The organism is Burkholderia sp. AU44665 (assembly GCF_030504405.1).
GTDB lineage: Bacteria > Pseudomonadota > Gammaproteobacteria > Burkholderiales > Burkholderiaceae > Burkholderia > Burkholderia semiarida.
In genome coordinates, this window is sequence record NZ_JAUJRI010000034.1 from 1 (window position 1) to 19,837 (window position 19,837).

The following is a 19,837-nucleotide window of genomic DNA, read 5'->3' on the forward strand; positions in this document are numbered from 1 at the left end:
GTGCCGCGGCCGCGGCCGCGCGCGGGGCCGGCACGGCGCGCGGCGGCACGGACGGCTGGCCGCCCGGCGCACTGCCGGCGCCAACGGCCGGCTCGAACGCGAGCATCCGCAGCAGCGTCATCGTGAATCCGGCGTATTCGTCCGGCGCCAGGCCGAGCTCGGCGCGCCCGACCGTCGCGATCTGATAGAACAATTGGACTTGCTCGGGGCTCAGCGTCTGCGCAAAACGGCGCAGATCGGCCGCTTCCGGCCACTCGTCGAGCACCGAGCCCGGCGCGAACTGCGCCCACGCGATCCGGTGCAGCAGGCTCGCGAGATCCTGCAGCGCGGTCGAGAACGACAGGCTGCGCAGCGACATCTCGTCGGCAATCGCGAGGATTTCCGGGCCGCTGCCGGCCGCGAGCGCGTCGAGCAGGCGCACCATGTAGGTCTGGTCGAGCGCGCCGAGCATGCCCGACACCGCCGACTCGGTCACCTCGTTCGCCGAATAGGCGATCGCCTGGTCGGTCAGCGACAGCGCATCGCGCATGCTGCCTTGCGCGGCGCGCGCGAGCAGGCGCAGCGCCTGCGGCTCGAACGTGATCCGCTCTTCGCCGAGGATTTGCTCGAGATGCGACACGATGTGCCCGGCCGGCATCTGCTTCAGGTTGAACTGCAGACAGCGCGACAGCACGGTGACGGGGATTTTCTGCGGATCGGTCGTCGCGAGGATGAACTTGACGTGCGGCGGCGGCTCTTCGAGCGTCTTCAGCATCGCGTTGAACGCGTGGTTCGTCAGCATGTGCACTTCGTCGATCATGTAGACCTTGAAGCGCGCATCGACGGGCGCGTACACCGCGCGCTCGAGCAGCGCGGCCATTTCATCGACGCCGCGGTTGCTCGCCGCGTCCATCTCGACGTAATCGACGAAACGGCCCTCGTCGATCTCGCGACAGGCGCGACACACGCCGCACGGCTGCGACGTGACGCCGGTTTCACAGTTGAGCGCCTTCGCGAAGATCCGCGACAGCGTCGTCTTGCCGACACCGCGGGTTCCGGTAAACAGATAGGCGTGATGGAGACGCCCGCCGTCGAGCGCGTGCGTGAGCGCCCTGACGACGTGCTCCTGGCCGACGAGCGAAGCGAAATCCTTCGGACGCCACTTGCGTGCGAGAACTTGATAGGTCATCGGGAAATTGTATCAGTAACGCTGCGTCGCGCCGACACGCGAAACGGTGCGGAACACGGGCAACGCGCAGGTCGAACGGAGTGTGACGCGGAAATAAAAAACGCCCGGCGAACGGGGCGAGAAGGAAGGTGACGAGCCCAACCCTCGGCACTGGCGGAAAACGATTGTGGCTGCTTCGTTCCCGACCTGACCAGGTTCACCGCCCCACCATGCGAGGAGGCCCGTCACGGCATATTCTATCACCGCTTCCGGACGAATGCGACCGTTTGTTCGCATCAATGCGAATGTCGCCGGGCAAACCGGCGCGTCGTCCATTCGGATACGTTGCATGCGGCGCGCCCCTTGCAATTGGCGAACCGGCCTCCACCTGCGTGGCACGACGGTCGAACGTCGCGTCGTACCCCTACTCGCGTAGCGGCTACTATCGCCGCCCGCAGCAGATAGCAATTTAGGCTAATATGACGCCCGAACGACCCGCGAGCCGCGGATGCAGCGCTTACGCCCCTCCTTTCCGGAAAGGCGGAGTGACCTGCCGCGGCGGCCGGCAGCCTACGGCGGCCGGTTCGCCGCAACGCGCAAGCAGGCAGTCCCCGAACCGTAAGAGGTATTGACCCAATGAGCGAACAGATCAAACACATCAGCGACGCATCGTTCGAACAGGACGTCGTCAAGTCCGACAAGCCCGTACTCGTCGATTTCTGGGCCGAATGGTGCGGCCCGTGCAAGATGATCGCCCCGATCCTCGACGAAGTCGCGAAGGACTACGGCGACAAGCTGCAGATCGCGAAGATCAACGTCGACGACAACCAGGCCACGCCCGCGAAGTTCGGCGTGCGCGGCATCCCGACGCTGATCCTGTTCAAGAACGGCGCGGCTGCCGCGCAGAAGGTCGGCGCGCTGTCGAAGTCGCAGCTCACCGCATTCCTGGACAGCCACCTGTAATACCGGCAGATCCGCGGACGTGTTGTCAGTCGGCAACACGTCCGCCGCCAAGCCGCCGGTCGCTCGCTCAAGCGCGAATCGGCCTATGCTAGAATTAAAAAACGTCGGCAAGACGCATTTAAGTCTCTGAGCGCTTCCGCTCGCCCTCCTCCCTTATTTTCTTTCGTCGCTTCTCCTCCCTGGCGGGTTCTCCGTATGCATTTATCCGAGCTCAAGTCTCTGCACGTGTCCGAACTGATCGAAATGGCCAATGGCCTGGAGATCGAAAACGCGAACCGCCTGCGCAAGCAGGAGTTGATGTTTGCCATTCTCAAAAAGCGCGCCAAGACGGGAGAGACGATCTTCGGCGACGGTACGCTCGAAGTGCTGCCGGACGGCTTCGGCTTCCTGCGCTCGCCGGAAATGTCGTACCTCGCGAGCACCGACGACATCTATATCAGCCCGTCGCAGATCCGCCGCTTCAACCTGCACACCGGCGACACCATCGAAGGTGAAGTCCGCACGCCGAAGGACGGCGAGCGCTACTTCGCGCTGGTGAAGGTCGACAAAGTCAACGGGCAGCCGCCCGAGGCCTCGAAACACAAGATCATGTTCGAGAACCTCACGCCGCTGCACCCGAACAAGCCGCTGGCGCTCGAGCGCGAGATGCGCGGCGAGGAAAACGTCACGGGCCGCATCATCGACATGATCGCGCCGATCGGCAAGGGCCAGCGCGGCCTGCTGGTCGCGTCGCCGAAGTCGGGCAAGACGGTGATGCTCCAGCACATCGCGCACGCGATCAAGCAGAACCACCCGGACGTCGTCCTGTTCGTGCTGCTGATCGACGAACGCCCCGAAGAAGTGACCGAAATGCAGCGCTCGGTCGCCGGCGAAGTCATCGCGTCCACGTTCGACGAGCCGGCCACGCGTCACGTGCAGGTCGCCGAAATGGTGATCGAGAAGGCCAAGCGCCTCGTCGAAATGAAGCACGACGTCGTGATTCTGCTCGACTCGATCACGCGTCTCGCACGCGCTTACAACACCGTGATCCCGGCATCGGGCAAGGTGCTGACGGGCGGTGTCGACGCGAACGCGCTGCAGCGCCCGAAGCGCTTCTTCGGCGCGGCGCGCAACATCGAGGAAGGCGGCTCGCTGACGATCATCGGCACCGCGCTGATCGAGACCGGCAGCCGCATGGACGACGTGATCTACGAAGAGTTCAAGGGCACCGGCAACATGGAAGTGCACCTCGAGCGCCGCCTCGCGGAAAAGCGCGTCTATCCGTCGATCAACCTGAACAAGTCGGGCACGCGTCGCGAAGAAATGCTGATCAAGCCCGAGATCCTTCAGAAGATCTGGGTGCTGCGCAAGTTCATCCACGACATGGACGAAGTCGAGGCGATGGAATTCCTGCTCGACAAGATCCGCCAGACGAAGAGCAACTCCGAGTTCTTCGACCTGATGCGCCGCGGCGGCTGATCGCCCTCGCCGCACGACACGGCCGCCCGCGCATTCCGCCTGGCGGCCGTTTTTCGATCCCAACCTGTACGTGAACGTACACGTTGACCTATAATCGCGTCATCCTTCCGCCGAAATCCGCCACCTCCGATGCCGAACGACGCCTCCGCCCCGTTATTGACCGTCAGCGACGCCGCGTCGCGGCTCGGCGTCACGCCGCGCACGCTCAAATATTACGAGGAGCGCGGGCTCGTCACGCCGACGCGCAGCGAAGGCCGCTACCGCCTCTACGACGAAACCGACCTCGAGCGCTTCGCGCGCATCCTGCGGCTGCGCGCGCTCGGGTTCTCGCTGCACGGCATCACCGAAATGCTGAAGCGCCCGCTGGAAGAAACCGGCGACGGCCGGCGCCGCTATTCGGATGCATCGCTGCGCGACATCCGCGCCGGCCTCGCCGAGCAGATCGATACGCTCGACCGGCGGATCGCGGCCGTCCAGCGCGAGCTGAAGGAAGCCGTCGCGCTGCGCAAGGAACTGCAGCACGACATCGACTACGTCGAGCGGCGCCTCGCCGGCGAAAACGCCGATGCGCTGATCGCGCAGCGGCGGGCGGAAGCCGGCGCGCGGCGCGCCCGCAAGGATCGCGAATGAACGCGGTGCCCGGCCGATCGCCGCTGTGGAGCCGCGCGAACCTGCGCGCGGACTTGTTCCCATGGGCGCTCGCGCTCGTCACCGGCATCGACTACTTCGACAACGCGGTCTTCTCGTTCTTCGCGAGCTACATCGCGGGCGGCATCAACGCATCGCCCGACGAACTCGTGTGGTCGTCGAGCGCCTACGCGGTCACGGCCGTGCTCGGTATCCTGCAGCAGCAATGGTGGGTCGACCGGCTCGGCCATCGCCGCTACGTCGCGGGCTGCATGCTGATGTTCTCGTTCGGGGCGGTCGCGTCGGCGCTGGCCGACACGTCGCTGGCGCTCGCGTTCGCGCGCGGTTTCCAGGGTTATTTCATCGGCCCGATGATGGGCGCGTGCCGGATCCTGATCCAGATCAGTTTCAAGCCGCAGGAGCGGCCGCCCGCGACCCGCGCGTTCCTGATCATGATCCTGCTCGGCAGCGCGCTCGCGCCGATCGTCGGCGGGCTGCTGGTCGCGCATTCGACGTGGCGCGCGCTGTTCGCGTGCACGGCGCCGGCCGGCATCGCGTTCGCGATCCTCGCGCTGCTCACGCTGCCCGATTCGGGCCGCGCGCCGGACGACGAACGCGGTTCCGGCCACTTCTGGCCGTACGTCCTGTTCGCGCTCGCGCAAGGGGCACTGCAGATCGTGCTGCAGCAGGTGCATTACCAGCTCTACAGCGGCTCGCCGATGCTGATCGCGCTGACGATTGCCGGGCTCGGCGCGCTCGCGTGGTTCGCCTATCACCAGTGGCATCACCCAACGCCGCTCGTGCGGCTGCATGCGTTTCGCGAGCGGACGTTCCAGATCGGGCTGCTGCTCTACATGTTCTATTACTACGAGACGACGGGCTTCAGCTACCTGACGTCGCGGTTTCTCGAGGGCGGGCTCGGCTATCCGGTCGAGAACGCCGGGCGCCTGGTCGGCACGATGTCGCTGATCTCGGCCACCGCGCTGTTCGCCTATCTGCGCTACGCGAAATTCGTCACGCACAAGAAGTGGTTCGTCGTGCCGGGGTTCGCGATCGCGGTCACGGCCGCGCTGTGGATGACGCGGATGACGCCGCAGGTCGGCGAGGCGGCGCTGATCGTCCCGCTGCTGCTGCGCGGGTTGCTGCTGCTGTTCATCGTGCTGCCGGTCGCGAACCTCACGTTCCGCATCTTCGCGATCGACGAATACACGCACGGCTACCGGCTCAAGAACATCGTGCGGCAACTGACGATCTCGTTCGCGACGTCGTCGGTGATCATCGTCGAGCAGCACCGGCTGGCCGTGCACCAGACACGGCTCGTCGAGCGCGCGAACGTGTTCGACCCGCTGTTCCAGCAGACCGCCGATGCACTCACGCGCGGCTATGCGGCCGCCGGCCACGCGCTGAACGACGCGCACGGCCTCGCGATCGCGTCGATCGCGCGGATGGTGGCGCAACAGGCGTCGTTCCTCGCGTCGCTCGACGGTTTTTACTTCCTCGCGGGCGTGGCGCTCGTCGGCGGCCTCTTCGCGGCATGGCAAAAACAGATCGATTGAGTTAAAAGACAGGCTTTGGATTTTCGTCCGCAGCCTCCATGCTTTCGAAACTGACCCGCTGGTTCGACGACCGCCGCCGCGACCGCGCGCTGCGCAGCCATCCGATTCCCGACGCGCTATGGCGCGAAACCGTCGAGCGGCTGCCGTTCCTGGCCAATCTCCCGCCCGGCGCGCTCGTCCGGCTGCGCGAGATGACGAGCCTGTTCGTCGCGAAAAAATCGTTTTCGACCGCGCATGGGCTCGAGTTGACCGACGCGATGATCGTCGCGATCGCCGCGCAGGCCTGCCTGCCCGTGCTGAATCTCGACCTGTCGCTGTACGACGGCTGGGTCGGCGTCGTCGTGTATCCGGGCGAATTCGTGATCCGCAAGACGGTGCAGGACGAGGACGGCGTCGTACACGAAGTCGAGCAGGATGCGAGCGGCGAGGCATGGGAAGGCGGACCCGTGATCCTGTCGTGGGAAGACGCGCAGATGACGGACGGCCGGGATGCATACAACGTGGTGATCCACGAGTTCGCGCACAAGATCGACATGGTCAATGGCGCGGCCGACGGCTATCCGCCCCTTTTTCGCCGCTGGCATGCGCCGCACCTCGACGCGCAGGCGTGGGCCGACGTGTTCGAACATGCGTACGACCAGTTCTGCGCGCGCGTCGACGCAGTGCCGGAGCGCGCGTGGGCGCGCTTCGAGCGGGACTCGCTGATCGATCCCTATGCGGCCGACCACCCGTCGGAATTCTTCGCCGTATGCAGCGAGGCGCTGTTCGTGCGGCCGAAAGCGTTCGAGTCCGAATTTCCGGAGCTGTACCGGCTGCTCGCGCGCTACTACCGGCAGGATCCGGCCGGCACCGGCGCGCTCGACGCACCATGAAAATTATTCGTCAACCGTCTGATTTTCTGGCATAATCGCCGTTTTTCGACCTTAGGCAAGTGGCTCGCGCCGGGCTTGACGTCAGCCGAAACGCTCCCATCGGGGCGGCACGGCCGGCCAAGCGGCGGGTTGGCTACCGCTATCACCAAGGAAAATCATGAAACCTGGCATTCACCCGGACTACCGCGAAGTCGTCTTCCAAGACATGTCGAACGGCTTCAAGTTCATCACGCGCTCGACGATCCAGACGCGTGAAACCATCGAGCACGAAGGCAAGACCTACCCGCTCGCCAAGATCGAAGTGTCGTCGGAATCGCACTCGTTCTACACGGGTCAGCAAAAGATCATGGACACGGCAGGCCGTGTCGAGAAGTTCAAGAACAAGTTCGGCGCACGCGCCAGCGGCAAGGTCGCGAAGTAAGCTTCGCACCGCATCCGGTGGTTGCAACGCACCGGTACCGCACGAAAGGGCAGCCCAGGCTGCCCTTTTTTGTCTCTGCTCGCCCGGAAAGGCGCCGCCCGGCGCCCGGGCAACGACCTGACGCACAACAGCGGGCGCGACTACAATGCCGGATGCTCGAAACCGGCTCGACCGCGCGCAGCCGCGCCGGCCGCCCGCCCATAACAAATCGCTCATCTGCATGAAGCCTGTCGTCCGTCTCACCGCCTCCGCCACGCGTGCGCTGCCGCGCTGGCTGCTGCTCACGCTCTGCCTCGTCTACGCGGCGTTCGGCCTGTTCGGCCGCGACCCGTGGAAAAACGAGGACGCGGCGGGCTTCGGCGTGATGTGGACGATGGCCAAGGGCGGCTGGCACGACTGGCTGCTGCCGAACCTGGTCGGCAAGTTCATCACGACCGACGGGCCGCTCGGCTACTGGCTCGGCGCACTGTCGATCCGCGGCCTCGGCCCGTGGGTCGACGCAAGCAACGCGTCGCGCGTCGATACCGGCGTGCTGTTCTGCGCCGCGTGCGCGTTCGTCTGGTACGCGGCCTACCTGCTCGGCCGGCGCGCCGAGGTTCAACCGTTCAAATACGCATTCGGCGGCGAGCCCGAGCCGCGCGACTACGGCCGCACGCTCGCGGACGGCGCGCTGCTGGTGCTCGTCGCCTGCTTCGGCCTCGCGGAACGCGGGCATGAAACGACGCCGCAACTCGCGCAATTCGCGTGGATCGCGATGCTCGTGTACGGGATCGTGCGCGGCATCGACAAGCCGCTGCAAGGCGCACTGTGGTGGGGCCTCGCGATGGGCCTCGTCGCGCTGTCCGGCAACCCGGTGCTGGTCGTCGCGCTGCTCGCGGGCACGGCCGCGCTGTGGCTCGTCACGCCCGAGATGCGCAACCTGCGCCTGCCGCTGGTCGGCCTGCCGCTCGCGGCCGCGATTTTCGCGCTGTGGCCGATCGCCGCCTTCGTCGCGGCGCCGGACGACGCCGCATGGTTCTTCAACCAGTGGATCCACGGCAGCCTGATGCGCTTTTCGGGCCCGCCGACGGCCGTGCTCGGCTATGCGGCGAAGAACCTGCCTTTGTTCACGTGGCCCGCCTGGCCGCTCGCGATCTGGGCGTGGTGGAGCTGGGCCGGCATGCGCCGTCGCGCGCACATCGCGATTCCGCTGTCGGTGGCCGTGCCGCTCGTCGCGCTCGTGATCCTGCAAAGCCAGCAGTCGAACCGCATGTACATGCTGCTGCTGCCGCCGCTCGCGGTGCTGGCGACGTTTGCGCTGCCGACCCTCAAGCGCGGCGCGATCAACGCGATCGACTGGTTTGCCGTACTGAGCTTCACGATCCTCGGCACCTTCGTGTGGCTGGTGTGGCTCGCATCGCTCACCGGCTTCCCGCATCCGCTCGCGCGCAACCTCGCGCGTCTCGTGCCCGGCTACGAGCCGCATTTCAAGATCCTGTCGTTCATCTGCGCGGTGATCGTCACCGTGTGCTGGTGCTTCATCGTGCGGTGGCGCGTGTCGCGGCAGCCGAAGGTGCTGTGGCGCAGCGTCGTGCTGTCGGGCGCGGGCACGACGCTGATGTGGGTGCTGCTGATGACGCTGTGGCTGCCGATCGTCAACTACGGCCGGACCTATCGCGACGTCGCGCAACAGATCGCCGTGCACCTGCCGTCCGACTACGAATGCATCTCGCCGGTGCGGCTCGGCGACGCGCAGATCGCGACCTTCGCGTACTTCGGCGACATGCACTTCGATTTCTCCGGCGACTGCGACGTGATCCTGCGCCAGGACCGTGCCGACTTCGGCGAGCCGAGCGCGATGTCGCAATACGTGTGGCGTCTCGTCTGGGAAGGCCGCCGCGTCGCCGACCGCGACGAGCGCTTCCGCCTGTACGAGCGCATCGAACGGCCGAAGACGCCCGTCAAGCGGCGTCCGCCGCGCCGCCGGGCGGCCGATTGACGATGTTCGGCGACATCCGCCGGATCGTCGGTCTCGCGTGGCCGGTGCTGGTCGGCCAGCTCGCGATCATCGCGTTCGGCGTGATCGACACCGCGATGGTGGGCCGCTACTCGGCCGCCGATCTCGCCGCGCTCGGGCTCGGCTCGTCGATCTACGTATCGATCTATATCGGTCTAACCGGCATCCTGTCCGCGCTGCAGCCGATCACCGGGCAACTGTACGGCGCGCGGCGCTATGCGGAAATCGGCGAGGAAGTGCGCCAGGCGCTGTGGCTCGCGCTGCTGCTCGCGATTCCCGGCTTCCTGCTGCTGCATTTTCCCGAGCCGCTGTTGCGCATCGCGCATGCGCCGGCCGCGCTGCACGAGCGCACCGTCGACTACCTGCGCATCCTGTCGTACGGGCTGCCCGCGAGCCTCGTATTCCGCATCTACAACGCGCTGACCAACGCGGCCGGCAAGCCCCGGCTCGCGATGATCCTGCAGATCGGCGCGCTGCTGCTCAAGTTTCCGCTGAACGTCTGGTTCATCTTCGGCGGCTTCGGCGTGCCGGCGCTCGGCGGCCCCGGCTGCGGGCTCGCGAGCACGCTGATCAACTGGGCGCTCGCGCTGATCGGCTACACGCTGCTCGCGAAGCTCGACGTGTTCGCGCCGCTCGCGATCTTCTCCCGCTTCTGCTGGCCCGTCTGGGCGCGCCAGAAGGCAATCCTGAAGCTCGGCGTGCCGATGGGCCTGTCGTATCTGATCGAGGTCACGTCGTACACGTGCATGGCGCTGTTCATCGCGCAGTTCGGCACGACGACGCTCGCCGGCCACCAGATCGCCGGCAACATCGGCGCGGTGCTGTACATGACGCCGCTGTCGATCGGCGTGGCGGCGTCGACGCTGGTCGCGCGCGCGCTCGGCGCCGGGCACGCCGAGGAAGCCCGGCTGCTCGGCCGGCACAGCGTGATGTTCGCGTGCGGCGTGGCGGCTGCCTACGGCGTGCTCGTGTTCGCGCTGCGCCCGCTGATCATCGGCGGCTACACGCCGAACCCGGCCGTCGCCGCGGCCGCGATGCCGCTCGTCGCGATCGTCGCGTGCTACCACGTGTTCGATGCGCTGCAGGTCACGTCGGCGTTCGTGCTGCGCGCGTACAAGGTGGCGGTCGTGCCGACCGTGATCTATGCGGTCGCCCTGTGGGGCGTCGGACTCAGCGGCGGCTACCTGCTCGGCTTCGACGTCGGCGGGATCGCGCCCGCGTGGCTGACCGGCGCGCGCGGCTTCTGGTTCGCGAACACGGTCAGCCTGATGCTGGCGGGCGCGGGGCTCGTGCTTTACCTGCGCCGCATCGGCCGCGCGCACGCCGCCACAGCCTGACGCGACGCGCTACGCGCCCTCCAGCACGTCGGCTGCGTGATAGGAGGACCGCACGAGCGGGCCGGCGACCACTTCCCTGAAACCGAGCGCAAGCGCCTCGTCGCGCCACGCGGCGAACGCGTCCGGGCTCACGTGGCGCCGCACGGGCAAATGGTGCGCCGACGGCGCCAGATACTGGCCGAGCGTCAGCACGTCGACCTCGTGCGCGCGCAGGTCGCGCAGCGTGTCGCGCACCTCGTCGTCGTGCTCGCCGAGCCCGAGCATCAATCCCGATTTCGTCACGAGCGTCGGCCGCGCGGCCTTCGCCTGCGCGAGCAGTTCGAGCGAGCCGCGATAGTCGGCGCCCGGCCGCGCCGCCCGGTACAGCGACGGCACCGTCTCGATGTTGTGGTTGAACACGTCGGGCCACGCCGACGACAGCGCGTCGAGCGCGCGTGCCGTGCGGCCGCGGAAGTCCGGCGTCAGCACCTCGACGCCGATGCCCGGCACGCTCGCGCGCACCGCCGCGATGCACGCGGCGAAATGCGCGGCGCCGCCGTCGCGCAGATCGTCGCGGTCGACCGACGTGATCACCACGTAGCGCAACCCGAGCGCCGCCGCCGCGTCGGCCAGCCGCGCGGGCTCGTCGGGATCGAGCGGCTCGGGCCGGCCGTGCGCGACGTCGCAGAACGGGCAACGCCGCGTACACAGCCCCCCCATGATCATGAAGGTCGCGGTGCGCTGCGCGAAGCATTCGCCGATGTTCGGGCACATCGCCTCCTCGCAGACGGAATGCAGCCGATGCTCGCGCAGCACGGCGGCCATGTCGGCCACCGCCGCGCTCATCATCGGCCGCGCGCGCAGCCACGGCGGCTTCGGCAACGCCGCGCCGGCCGCGGGCTCGACGCGCACCGGAATGCGCGCGAGCTTGTCGCGACTTCTCGCGCCGGGCTGGCCGAGCGCCGTGAGGCTGGGTCGTTCGAGCGCGGCGGCCATCGTCAGTCTCCGAGGAACGCGACGATCAGGCGGTTCACGTCGGCGGCCGCCTCCATCTGCACCATGTGCCCGCCGCCGGCGATCACCTCGGCGCGCACGCCGTCCGGCAAGCCCTGCGCGTGCCGCGCGGGAATCACCTGGTCGCGCTCGCCCCAGATCACGAGCGTGCGCGGCGCAAGCGACGCGAGCCGGTCGCGGAATACGCGCCGCTGCGCGGCGCCGTCGAACGCGGCGTCCGCGATCTTCTCCAGCGCGGCCTGCACGCCTTCGAGCCGCTTGTACTTGACGAGATCCTCGACGAGCTGCCGCGTGACCAGCGCGTCGTCCGCGAACAGCGCGCCGAGGTGCGGCTTCAGCGTGTTGCGGCTGTTGCCGGCGACGAAGCCGTCGATGTATGCACGGTTGATGTCGGCGCCGAGCCCCGCGCTCGCGATCAGCGTGAGCGACGCCACGCGCGCCGGCGCGCTGTCGGCCAACGTCATCGCCACCGCGCCGCCCATCGAATGGCCGATCAGGTGCGCACGCTCGATGTGCTGCGCATCGAGCAGCGCAAGCACCGCGTCGGCCAGTTCGTCGAGACTGCCGGTCTCGACGGCCTTCTCCGACTCGCCGTGGCCGGGCAGATCGAGCGCCCACACCGGCCGGTGCGCGGCGAGTTCCGCATGGTTGAACAGCCAGTTGTTCAGGTCGCCGCCGAAGCCGTGGATCAGCACGGCCGGCGTGCCCGAACCGTCGCCGAGCTTCAGGAAGCGGATCGTGCGTCCGCCGATCCGCGCCTTCTCCGGCTGCGGGCCGGCCGCCTCGTCGGACGCCGCGCTCGGCACGAAATCGCGCTGGAAGTCGGCGATCGCCGCATCGATGTCGGCGTCGCTCGTGTCGGCGGCCGCGACCACGCCGAGCAGCGCGCCGACGGGCAACGTCTCGCCCTCCTGCGCGATCTGGCGGCGCAGCGTGCCGTCGAACGCGCATTCGACGCCCGACGAGATCTTGTCGGTCTCGACGTCGAGCACCTCGTCGCCCTTCGCCACGCGTTCGCCGATCGCCTTCAGCCAGCCATTGACCTGCCCCTGCTCCATCGACAGCCCCCACTTGGGCATCGTGATCATGTGAATCGACATCGTGTCAGCTCCTCGTCTTCAGGACCGCCCGCGCAATCGCATCGGCGGACGGGATATACAGGTCTTCCAGCACGCCGGCGAACGGCGCGGGCGTATGCGGCGCGGTGACGAGCTCGATCGGCGCCTTGAGCGAGCGGAACGCGCGCTGCGCGACGAGCGCGGCGATGTCGGTCGCGATCGAGCAGCGCGGGTTCGCTTCGTCGACCACCACCACGCGCCCCGTGCGCTCGGCGCTTTCGAGGATCGTTTCCTCGTCGAGCGGCGACGTCGTGCGCAGGTCGATCACGTCGCACTGGATGCCGTCCTTCGCGAGCGTCGCGGCCGCGTCCATCGCCAGATGCACCATCCGGCCGTACGTGACGATCGTCGCGTCGTCGCCGTCGCGCAGCACGTTCGCCTCGCCGAACGGAATCGCATAGGATTCCTCCGGTACGTCGCCCTCACGCGTATAGAGCAGCTTGTGTTCGAGGAAGATCACGGGATCGTTGTCGCGGATCGCCTGGATCAGGAGCCCCTTCGCGTCGTACGGCGTCGACGGGCACACGACCTTCAGCCCCGGGATGTGCGTGAACAGCGACGTGAGCATCTGCGAGTGCTGCGCGGCCGCGCGCAGGCCGGCGCCGTACATCGCGCGGATCACGACCGGCGTCACGGCCTTGCCGCCGAACATGTAGCGGAATTTCGCCGCCTGGTTGAAGATCTGGTCGAAACATACGCCCATGAAATCGATGAACATCAGTTCCGCGACGGGCCGCATCCCGCACGCGGCAGCGCCGACCGCCGCGCCGATGTAGCCGCCCTCCGACAGCGGCGTATCGAGCACGCGGCCCGGAAACTTGTGGAACAGCCCCTTCGTCACGCCGAGCACGCCACCCCATGCGTCGTCCTCGCCGGGCGCGCCCGCGCCGCCCGCGTTGTCCTCGCCCATCACGATCACGCTGTCGTCGCGCGCCATTTCCTGCGCGAGCGCCTCGTTGATCGCCTGCGAATAGGTAATCTTCCTTGCCATGTCTGTCTCCTGAAATGTTCGGTTCGCCGTGCCGGCTGCTCGGTCAGGCCGGGTTCACGGATACGACACGTAGACGTCGGCGAGCAGGTCGGCGGCATCCGGCAGCGGCGCCGCCTTCGCCTGCGCGACCGCGTCGTCGATCAGCGCCTTCACCTGGGCGTCCACCGCGCGCAGGTCGGCCGTCGTCAGCGCTTCGGCGCGCACGACGCGCGTTTCGAAATGCTTCAGGCAGTCCTTCTCGTCGCGCAGCTTCTGCACTTCGCCCGGCGCGCGATAGGTTTGCGCATCGCCCTCGAAGTGGCCGAAATAGCGCGTGAACTTCACCTCGACGAGCGTCGGGCCGCCGCCGTTGCGCGCGCGGTCGACGGCTTCGCCGAGCGCCTCGTGCACCGCGAAGAAGTCGAAGCCGTCGACGATCACGCCCGGCATCCCGAACCCGTTCGCCCGATCGGCGATGTTGTCGGTCGCGACCGACCAGCTCGACGACGTCGCTTCCGCATAGCCGTTGTTTTCGGCGACGAAGATCGCGGGCAGCCGCCACACCGACGCGAGGTTCATCGATTCGAAGATCACGCCCTGGTTCGACGCGCCGTCGCCGAAGAAGCACACGCCGACGCCGCCGGTTTTCTTGTGCTTGGCCGCGAGCGCCGCACCGCACACGAGCGGGCCGCCCGCGCCGACGATCCCGTTCGCGCCGAGCATCCCCATCGACAGGTCGGCGATGTGCATCGAGCCGCCCTTGCCGTGGCAGACGCCTGTCTTCTTGCCGTAGATCTCGGCCATCATCCCGTGCACGTCGACGCCCTTCGCGATGCAATGGCCGTGGCCGCGGTGCGTGGTGGCCACGTAGTCGTCGAGGCCGAGGTGCAGCATCGTGCCGACGGCGGACGCCTCCTCGCCCGCGTACAGGTGAACGAAGCCGGGTATCTCGCCGGTCGCGAATTCGACGTGCAGGCGTTCCTCGAATTCGCGGATCGTGCGCATCAGCCGATAGGCGTCCAGCAGCTTGTCCCTGCCGAGCTGTGTCGAAGCGGTCATGTGTGTCTCCTGGGTAGGTCTGACTGCGAATGCCGCCCCGGCCATGCCGTGGCGGCGGATTGCACGGCCTGCGGCCGTCAGTGAAACGTGAAGCCGCCGTCGACGTTCACGGCCTGGCCCGTCACGTTGTCCATCGTCGCGAAGAACAGCGCGAGCCGGCCCATGTCTTCCGGCGTCTGCGCGCGGCCCTGCGGAATCAGCGTCAACTGGTGCCGCTGCCACGACTCCTCGACCGATTCGCCGTCGGTCTTCCATTCGTCGGACAGCCGGTCCCACATGTAGGTACGGACGATGCCGGGGCAGATCGCGTTGACGGTCACGCCGTCGCGCGCGAGCTCCTTCGCCAGCGCGTTGGTGAAGCCGACGACCGCGAATTTCGATGCGCTGTAGTGCGCGAGATTCGGGAAGCCTTCCTTGCCCGCGATCGACGCGACGTTGATGATCCGGCCGCGCCGCTGCGCCTTCAGATGCGCGAGCGCCGCGCGGCAGCCGAGGAACGTGCCCTTTGCGTTCACGTCCATCACGAAATCCCAGTCGCGCTCGGTCAGTTCGGCAACCGGACGGATGCTGATCACGCCCGCGCAGTTCACGAGGATGTCGAGCCCGCCGAGGTCGCCGAGCGCCTGCGCGACCATCGCGTCGACCTGCGCGGCCTGCGTGACGTCGACTTTCGCGATCGCCGCGCGGCGGCCGAGCGCGCGCACCTCGCCGGCGGTCGCGTCGAGCGCGTCGTCGAGCAGGTCGGCCAGCAGGATGTCGGCACCGGCGCCGGCGAGCGTCAGCGCGATGCCGCGGCCGATGCCGCGCGCGCCGCCCGTGACGATGGCGACCTGTCCTTCGAGAGGGGCTGTCATGGCGATGTCTCCTTGATGATCGTGATGGATGTCGAAACGTCTTCGTGAAACCGGTGTATCAGTCGTGCCACGCACCGGCATCGCGCAGCAGTTGCCGTGACGACGCGTAGCGCAGCGTGCGGCCGACGTCGACCGTCAACGGTCCGCCCCAGTCGAGTGCGATCTCGTAGCGATCGCCGCGCGCGACCTCGATCTCGCGCTCGCCGTCGAACGCGAGCGTGCCGCGCTCGAACGGAATCGCGTGCCACGCGCCCGGCTCAAGCCGCTCGCAACTGCGCATCACGACGCGGTCGACGCGCCCCGGCGCGATCGGCGCGACGAGCGGCGTGCCGGCCGTCTTGCCGGCATCCGCGAAGCGCATCGCGAGCCCGTGCGGCGCGCTGCGTTCGAGCGGCGCCCACGCGCCGCCGAGCGCGGACAGGCCGATGCCGTCCGGTTCCGCGAACGTCAGATAGAGCGTGTCGATGTCGTCCGAGCCGGAGATCGCGCGCGCGCCGACGAAGCGCTGCCGCGCGGCGCACACATCGACGAGCGCGATCTCCTCGCGCCCGGGCTGCGCGCCCGCGACGCAGCGCACGACGAGCCGCTTGTTGCGCACGAACGCGACCTCGGCCGGCACGGCGCCGGTCGCGACGAGCCCCGCGGCGACGCCGGCGACGGTCGCCTCGCGATGTTCGGGAAACGCGTTGTTGGTGCCGGTGGACAGCGCGACGAGCGGCGTCGCGCCGCAATGCGCGGCCACCGCGCGATGGGTGCCGTCGCCGCCGAGCACGACGATCAGCGACACTTCCATCCGATGCAGATAGGCGGCGCCGGCCTGCGTGTCGGCGACGCTGTCGGTGATCGGCAGGTCGACGAATTCGACCTGGGGCCAGCGCTCGTGCGGCGCGACCGCGCGATGCGTGTCGATCGCGCGCAGCAGCAGCGTCGCGATGCCCGTGCGGTCGCGCAGCGTCAGCACGCGCTCGACGCCCATCGCGCCGAGGCCGGCCAGCAGGCGCACGATCATGTTCGCCTTCTCCGCGGTCGGGAACACGGATGCATGCGTCGTGAGGCGGCGGATGTCGCGCCCCGATGCGGGGTTCGCGATCACGCCGACGGTAACGGGCGTCGTCACGGGTTTGTCTCCATCCAGTCGGCAGGGCCGGCGTATTGCGCGCGCCGCCTCGCCTGTTTCGTCCGCTGCCATCGACGGGCGGCGGATCGTCGTCGCCGACGCGATCGCCGGCTTGCCCGTCATCTCTGCAAGCGGCGTGCCATCGTGCATGCGATGGCCGCGAAACCCGCGTCCGCGCTGGCGCGGCGGGCATGCGCGGGTTCGCAATGCGCGGTCGTGACGGCGCGGCGCGCGTCGAATTCGCCGGTACGTCTCATGCCGTCGATACGGCGACGCGATCGTCGCGGCGCGCGCGCATGCGCGGCGCTCCGCCCGCAAACCCTGCGTTCGCGCGGCGCCGCGCGCGCGACGCCCCGCCTGACGACCGTCGCGCCGCGCGCGGGCGGCCGTCTCAATCGCGCGAGACGCATCGGAAACCGGTGAGACGACCGTCTCACGCGCGCCGCGTGCTGCAATGCAGTGTGATCCGCCGGACCGGATGTGCTACAAGAACAGCGACATCCCCGCCGTACCCGGAGCCGACCATGCCCTACGCCGTCCCCCAGGCCCAGCACGCCGACCGCATACTCGGCGCGCTCGCCGGGCGCCTGCCCGCGCCGGCCGATTCCGCGCGCCTCGTGTCTTCGTGGCAGCGATCGCTGGAGCGCTATCGCCTCGACCCCGCTTCGTCGATCGGCCCGCGCGTGCTGACCGCGGCCGAGCTGCGCGAAGTGCGCGACAAGGAAGAGGCCTTCCTGCGTGCGTCGGGCCAGTGCCTGACGCGGCTGCACGACATGATCCGCGTCGCCGACTACTGCGTGATGCTGACCGACGCGCACGGCGTGACGATCGACTACCGGATCGACCGCGAGCGCCGCAACGACTTTCGTCATGCGGGGCTGCACATCGGCTCGTGCTGGTCGGAAAGCGAGGAAGGAACCTGCGGCGTCGCGAGCGTGCTGACCGATCTCGCGCCGATCACCGTGCACAAGACCGATCACTTTCGCGCGGCGTTCACGACGCTCACGTGCAGCGCGGCGCCGATCTTCTCGCCGGGCGGCGAGCTGATCGGCGTGCTCGACGCGTCGGCCGTGCATTCGCCCGACGGCCGCGACAGCCAGCGCCTCGTCTACCAGCTCGTGCGGCAAAGCGCGGCGCTGATCGAGGACGGCTACTTCGTGCACAGCACCGCGCAGCACTGGATATTGTTCGGGCATCCGAACCGTCATTACGTCGAAGCGCAGCCCGAGTGGCTGATCGCGTTCGACGAATGCGGCAACATCGTCGCCGCGAACCGGCACGCGCGCGACGCGCTGCCGGCGCTGCGCGAGCCGCGCCATATCGACGAGATCTTCGATGCGACCGAGATGCCGCTGCGCGACGCGGCGCGGCTCGACGCGATCGTCGCGCTGCGGCTGCGCGCGACCGGCGCCCCGCTCTACGCGCGGCTGCGCGCGCCGCTAAGGCGCGCCGGCCGCGAACCGGGCGCGGCACGAGCCGCCCACGCATCGCGCCGCCCGGGCACCGCCGCGCCGCGTCACGTCGGCGCGCTGACGCCGTTCCTGCACAGCAGCGACGCGCGCATCGCGCAACAGGCCGAACTCGCGCTGCGCGTCGCGAGCAAGCGGCTGCCGATCCTCGTGCTCGGCGAAACCGGCGCGGGCAAGGAAGTGTTCGCCCGCGCGATCCACGACGCCGGCGCGCGGCGCGCGCGGCCGTTCGTCGCCGTGAACTGCGGCGCGCTGCCGGAAGCGCTGATCGAGAGCGAACTGTTCGGCTATGCGGCCGGCGCGTTCACCGGCGCACGCAAGCACGGCGCGCGCGGCAAGATCGCGCTCGCCGACGGCGGCACGCTGTTTCTCGATGAAATCGGCGACATGCCGCTCGCGCTGCAGACGCGCCTGCTGCGCGTGCTGGCCGACGGCGAGGTCGTGCCGCTCGGCAGCGATACGCCGGTGCGCGTCGATCTCGACGTGATCTGCGCGACGCACCGCGATCTTGCGCGGATGGTGGCCGACGGCACGTTCCGCGAGGATCTATACTACCGGTTGAGCGGCGCGACGTTCGAGCTGCCGCCGCTGCGCGAACGCGCGGACGTGCGCGACGTGATCGCCGCCGTGTTCGCCGAGGAAGCGCAGGCGACCGGCCACGTGCTGACGCTCGATGCGACGCTCGCCGAACAGCTCGCGGCCTACCCGTGGCCGGGCAACGTGCGGCAACTGCGCAACGTGCTGCGCTATGCGTGCGCGGTGTGCGACGCCGCGCGCGTGACGCGGCACGACCTGCCGGCCGAGCTCGCCGCGCAACTCGGCGGCACCCCGGCGGGCGTGCTGCCCGACGACGAACGCGGGCGCATCGTCGCCGCGCTCACCGCGCATCGCTGGCGGCCCGACGCGGCCGCCCGCGCGCTCGGCATGTCGCGCGCGACGCTGTACCGGCGCATCGCGAAGCACCGGATCGTCGCGCCGCACCGCGCGTGACACGCGCCGTCATGCGGGCTGCCCGGCCGCTTCGTTCGTGTGGTCTGCCTCGCCGGCCGCTTCGTCGCGCCGCTTGAACACCTCGTGCGCGGCGAACAGCGCGTTGAGCGCGGCCGGCATCCCCGCATACACGGCCATCTGCATGAACACCTCGACGATCTCGTCGCGCGTGCAGCCGACGTTCAGCGCGGCCTCGATATGCACCTTCAGTTGCGGCTGCGCGTTGCCGAGCGCGGCCAGCGCGGCGATCGTCGCGATTTCGCGCGCCTTCAGGTCGAGCTGCGGCCGGCTGTAGATGTCGCCGAAGCTGAATTCGACCAGGAGCCGCGCGAAATCCGGCGCGATCGGCGCAAGCGCCGCGATCACGCGTTCGCCCGCTTCGCCGTCGATTTCCTTGAGCTTGTTCCAGCCGCGCGTGTAGCGATCCTCAACGAGTCGTTCCATCTTGTCCGTCCTGTTCCGATAAAGAGTGAGAAAGATTCGCCCGTCGTTCCGTTTCCCGTTCCTGCGCCTCGTAGTACGCGATCTTGGCGCCGATCGCATCGAGGCTCGCCTGCAGCTCCGCGATGTGCGCGCGCACCGCGTCGCGATGCGCGACCAGCAAGTCGCGCCGCGCGCGGAACGTCGACTCGCCCTGCTCGCGCAGCACCGCGAACGCCTGCATCTGCGCGATCGGCATGCCGGTCGCCTTCAGGCGCATCACGAAGGCCAGCCAGTCAAGGTCGGCCGGCGCATAGAGCCGGTGCCCGGCCGCCGTGCGCGAAATCGCGCGCAGCAGGCCGGCCTGCTCGTAATACCGCAACGTGTGCGTCGACACGCCCGTCAGTTCGGCGACTTGCCCGATCGTCAGCGGACCGGCGGCGGAGGGTTGGGATACGGTTTTCGACATG

18 protein-coding genes and 1 other RNA gene are annotated in these 19,837 nt (G+C 68.5%); 9 read left to right on the forward strand and 10 right to left on the reverse strand.

Annotated features, from left to right (window positions below; translation table 11 throughout):
* Together dnaX and ffs are read right to left on the reverse strand one after the other, a co-directional pair.
* Positions 1-1,168 (reverse strand): DNA polymerase III subunit gamma/tau (gene dnaX, locus QZM15_RS32280; RefSeq protein ID WP_302107934.1); only part of this gene is annotated, 1,168 nt, incomplete at its 3' end.
* A 127-nt stretch (positions 1,169-1,295) separates the two neighbouring features.
* Positions 1,296-1,394, reverse strand: an RNA gene (ffs, locus tag QZM15_RS32285) — signal recognition particle sRNA small type.
* A gap of 389 nt (positions 1,395-1,783) precedes the next feature.
* On the opposite strand from ffs, the gene trxA reads away from it, so the two are divergent.
* The 8 genes from trxA (at position 1,784) to QZM15_RS32325 (ending at position 10,377) form a co-directional block, all read left to right on the forward strand.
* Complete coding sequence (gene trxA, locus QZM15_RS32290) at positions 1,784-2,110, forward strand: thioredoxin TrxA (RefSeq protein ID WP_006402348.1); 327 nt, start codon at positions 1,784-1,786, stop codon at positions 2,108-2,110.
* 195 nt (positions 2,111-2,305) lie between these two features.
* Positions 2,306-3,568 carry a transcription termination factor Rho gene (gene rho, locus QZM15_RS32295; RefSeq protein ID WP_006753675.1) on the forward strand — a complete coding sequence of 421 codons (1,263 nt, stop codon included), beginning with the start codon at positions 2,306-2,308 and terminating at the stop codon, positions 3,566-3,568.
* A gap of 129 nt (positions 3,569-3,697) precedes the next feature.
* Complete coding sequence (locus tag QZM15_RS32300; RefSeq protein WP_124861746.1) at positions 3,698-4,198, forward strand: MerR family transcriptional regulator; 501 nt, start codon at positions 3,698-3,700, stop codon at positions 4,196-4,198.
* Positions 4,195-5,751: an MFS transporter gene (locus tag QZM15_RS32305; protein ID WP_089464813.1), complete on the forward strand. Its 1,557-nt coding sequence runs from the start codon at positions 4,195-4,197 to the stop codon at positions 5,749-5,751. Before QZM15_RS32300 ends, QZM15_RS32305 begins: the two co-directional genes overlap by 4 nt.
* 38 nt (positions 5,752-5,789) lie before the next feature.
* Positions 5,790-6,623 carry a zinc-dependent peptidase gene (locus QZM15_RS32310; RefSeq protein WP_059585298.1) on the forward strand — a complete coding sequence of 278 codons (834 nt, stop codon included), beginning with the start codon at positions 5,790-5,792 and terminating at the stop codon, positions 6,621-6,623.
* A gap of 157 nt (positions 6,624-6,780) precedes the next feature.
* On the forward strand, positions 6,781-7,044 hold the full coding sequence (locus tag QZM15_RS32315; protein WP_040144297.1) for a type B 50S ribosomal protein L31: 264 nt from the start codon (positions 6,781-6,783) through the stop codon (positions 7,042-7,044).
* A gap of 145 nt (positions 7,045-7,189) precedes the next feature.
* Positions 7,190-9,022 (forward strand): glycosyltransferase family 39 protein, encoded by a 1,833-nt coding sequence (locus tag QZM15_RS32320; protein ID WP_089464815.1) that lies wholly within the window; start codon positions 7,190-7,192, stop codon positions 9,020-9,022.
* Positions 9,023-9,024: 2 nt separating this feature from the next.
* On the forward strand, positions 9,025-10,377 hold the full coding sequence (locus QZM15_RS32325) for an MATE family efflux transporter (RefSeq protein ID WP_302107935.1): 1,353 nt from the start codon (positions 9,025-9,027) through the stop codon (positions 10,375-10,377).
* Positions 10,378-10,386: 9 nt separating this feature from the next.
* Here the strand turns inward: QZM15_RS32325 and lipA are convergent, their stop codons facing one another.
* The 6 genes from lipA to QZM15_RS32355 all read right to left on the reverse strand — a co-directional run bounded on the left by lipA (position 10,387) and on the right by QZM15_RS32355 (position 16,488).
* On the reverse strand, positions 10,387-11,352 hold the full coding sequence (gene lipA / locus QZM15_RS32330) for a lipoyl synthase (RefSeq protein WP_124861756.1): 966 nt from the start codon (positions 11,350-11,352) through the stop codon (positions 10,387-10,389).
* Positions 11,353-11,354: 2 nt separating this feature from the next.
* Positions 11,355-12,470 (reverse strand): acetoin dehydrogenase dihydrolipoyllysine-residue acetyltransferase subunit, encoded by a 1,116-nt coding sequence (locus QZM15_RS32335; RefSeq protein ID WP_059585294.1) that lies wholly within the window; start codon positions 12,468-12,470, stop codon positions 11,355-11,357.
* A gap of 4 nt (positions 12,471-12,474) precedes the next feature.
* The gene (locus QZM15_RS32340) at positions 12,475-13,479 is read right to left on the reverse strand and encodes an alpha-ketoacid dehydrogenase subunit beta (protein WP_059585293.1); all 1,005 of its coding nucleotides are present in this window, start codon (positions 13,477-13,479) and stop codon (positions 12,475-12,477) included.
* A gap of 54 nt (positions 13,480-13,533) precedes the next feature.
* Entirely contained in the window at positions 13,534-14,517 is a 984-nt protein-coding gene (locus QZM15_RS32345) for a thiamine pyrophosphate-dependent dehydrogenase E1 component subunit alpha (RefSeq protein ID WP_059585292.1), read from the reverse strand.
* A gap of 77 nt (positions 14,518-14,594) precedes the next feature.
* Positions 14,595-15,371, reverse strand: coding sequence for an SDR family NAD(P)-dependent oxidoreductase (locus QZM15_RS32350; RefSeq protein WP_059585291.1), 777 nt, complete (start codon positions 15,369-15,371; stop codon positions 14,595-14,597).
* 58 nt (positions 15,372-15,429) lie between these two features.
* Positions 15,430-16,488 (reverse strand): ATP-NAD kinase family protein, encoded by a 1,059-nt coding sequence (locus QZM15_RS32355; protein ID WP_099316468.1) that lies wholly within the window; start codon positions 16,486-16,488, stop codon positions 15,430-15,432.
* Between the two features lie 524 nt (positions 16,489-17,012).
* On the opposite strand from QZM15_RS32355, the gene QZM15_RS32360 reads away from it, so the two are divergent.
* Positions 17,013-18,947 carry a sigma-54-dependent Fis family transcriptional regulator gene (locus QZM15_RS32360; RefSeq protein ID WP_060316466.1) on the forward strand — a complete coding sequence of 645 codons (1,935 nt, stop codon included), beginning with the start codon at positions 17,013-17,015 and terminating at the stop codon, positions 18,945-18,947.
* A gap of 9 nt (positions 18,948-18,956) precedes the next feature.
* Here the strand turns inward: QZM15_RS32360 and QZM15_RS32365 are convergent, their stop codons facing one another.
* Together QZM15_RS32365 and QZM15_RS32370 are read right to left on the reverse strand one after the other, a co-directional pair.
* The gene (locus QZM15_RS32365; RefSeq protein WP_302107936.1) at positions 18,957-19,391 is read right to left on the reverse strand and encodes a carboxymuconolactone decarboxylase family protein; all 435 of its coding nucleotides are present in this window, start codon (positions 19,389-19,391) and stop codon (positions 18,957-18,959) included.
* Positions 19,375-19,836 carry a MerR family transcriptional regulator gene (locus tag QZM15_RS32370; RefSeq protein ID WP_059645674.1) on the reverse strand — a complete coding sequence of 154 codons (462 nt, stop codon included), beginning with the start codon at positions 19,834-19,836 and terminating at the stop codon, positions 19,375-19,377. The genes QZM15_RS32365 and QZM15_RS32370 overlap by 17 nt, the downstream gene beginning before the upstream one ends.
* Between the last annotated feature and the right edge of the window lies 1 nt (position 19,837).

Bases quoted from the DNA above. Each gene is read 5' to 3' on its own strand.
- trxA (WP_006402348.1), top strand. From the start codon at position 1,784: ATGAGCGAACAGATCAAACACATCAGCGACGCATCGTTCGAACAGGAC.
- rho (WP_006753675.1), top strand. From the start codon at position 2,306: ATGCATTTATCCGAGCTCAAGTCTCTGCACGTGTCCGAACTGATCGAA.
- QZM15_RS32300 (WP_124861746.1), top strand. From the start codon at position 3,698: ATGCCGAACGACGCCTCCGCCCCGTTATTGACCGTCAGCGACGCCGCG.
- QZM15_RS32305 (WP_089464813.1), top strand. From the start codon at position 4,195: ATGAACGCGGTGCCCGGCCGATCGCCGCTGTGGAGCCGCGCGAACCTG.
- QZM15_RS32310 (WP_059585298.1), top strand. From the start codon at position 5,790: ATGCTTTCGAAACTGACCCGCTGGTTCGACGACCGCCGCCGCGACCGC.
- QZM15_RS32315 (WP_040144297.1), top strand. From the start codon at position 6,781: ATGAAACCTGGCATTCACCCGGACTACCGCGAAGTCGTCTTCCAAGAC.
- QZM15_RS32320 (WP_089464815.1), top strand. From the start codon at position 7,190: ATGCCGGATGCTCGAAACCGGCTCGACCGCGCGCAGCCGCGCCGGCCG.
- QZM15_RS32325 (WP_302107935.1), top strand. From the start codon at position 9,025: ATGTTCGGCGACATCCGCCGGATCGTCGGTCTCGCGTGGCCGGTGCTG.
- lipA (WP_124861756.1), bottom strand. From the start codon at position 11,352: ATGGCCGCCGCGCTCGAACGACCCAGCCTCACGGCGCTCGGCCAGCCC.
- QZM15_RS32335 (WP_059585294.1), bottom strand. From the start codon at position 12,470: ATGTCGATTCACATGATCACGATGCCCAAGTGGGGGCTGTCGATGGAG.
- QZM15_RS32340 (WP_059585293.1), bottom strand. From the start codon at position 13,479: ATGGCAAGGAAGATTACCTATTCGCAGGCGATCAACGAGGCGCTCGCG.
- QZM15_RS32345 (WP_059585292.1), bottom strand. From the start codon at position 14,517: ATGACCGCTTCGACACAGCTCGGCAGGGACAAGCTGCTGGACGCCTAT.
- QZM15_RS32350 (WP_059585291.1), bottom strand. From the start codon at position 15,371: ATGACAGCCCCTCTCGAAGGACAGGTCGCCATCGTCACGGGCGGCGCG.
- QZM15_RS32360 (WP_060316466.1), top strand. From the start codon at position 17,013: ATGCCCTACGCCGTCCCCCAGGCCCAGCACGCCGACCGCATACTCGGC.
- QZM15_RS32365 (WP_302107936.1), bottom strand. From the start codon at position 19,391: ATGGAACGACTCGTTGAGGATCGCTACACGCGCGGCTGGAACAAGCTC.
- QZM15_RS32370 (WP_059645674.1), bottom strand. From the start codon at position 19,836: ATGTCGAAAACCGTATCCCAACCCTCCGCCGCCGGTCCGCTGACGATC.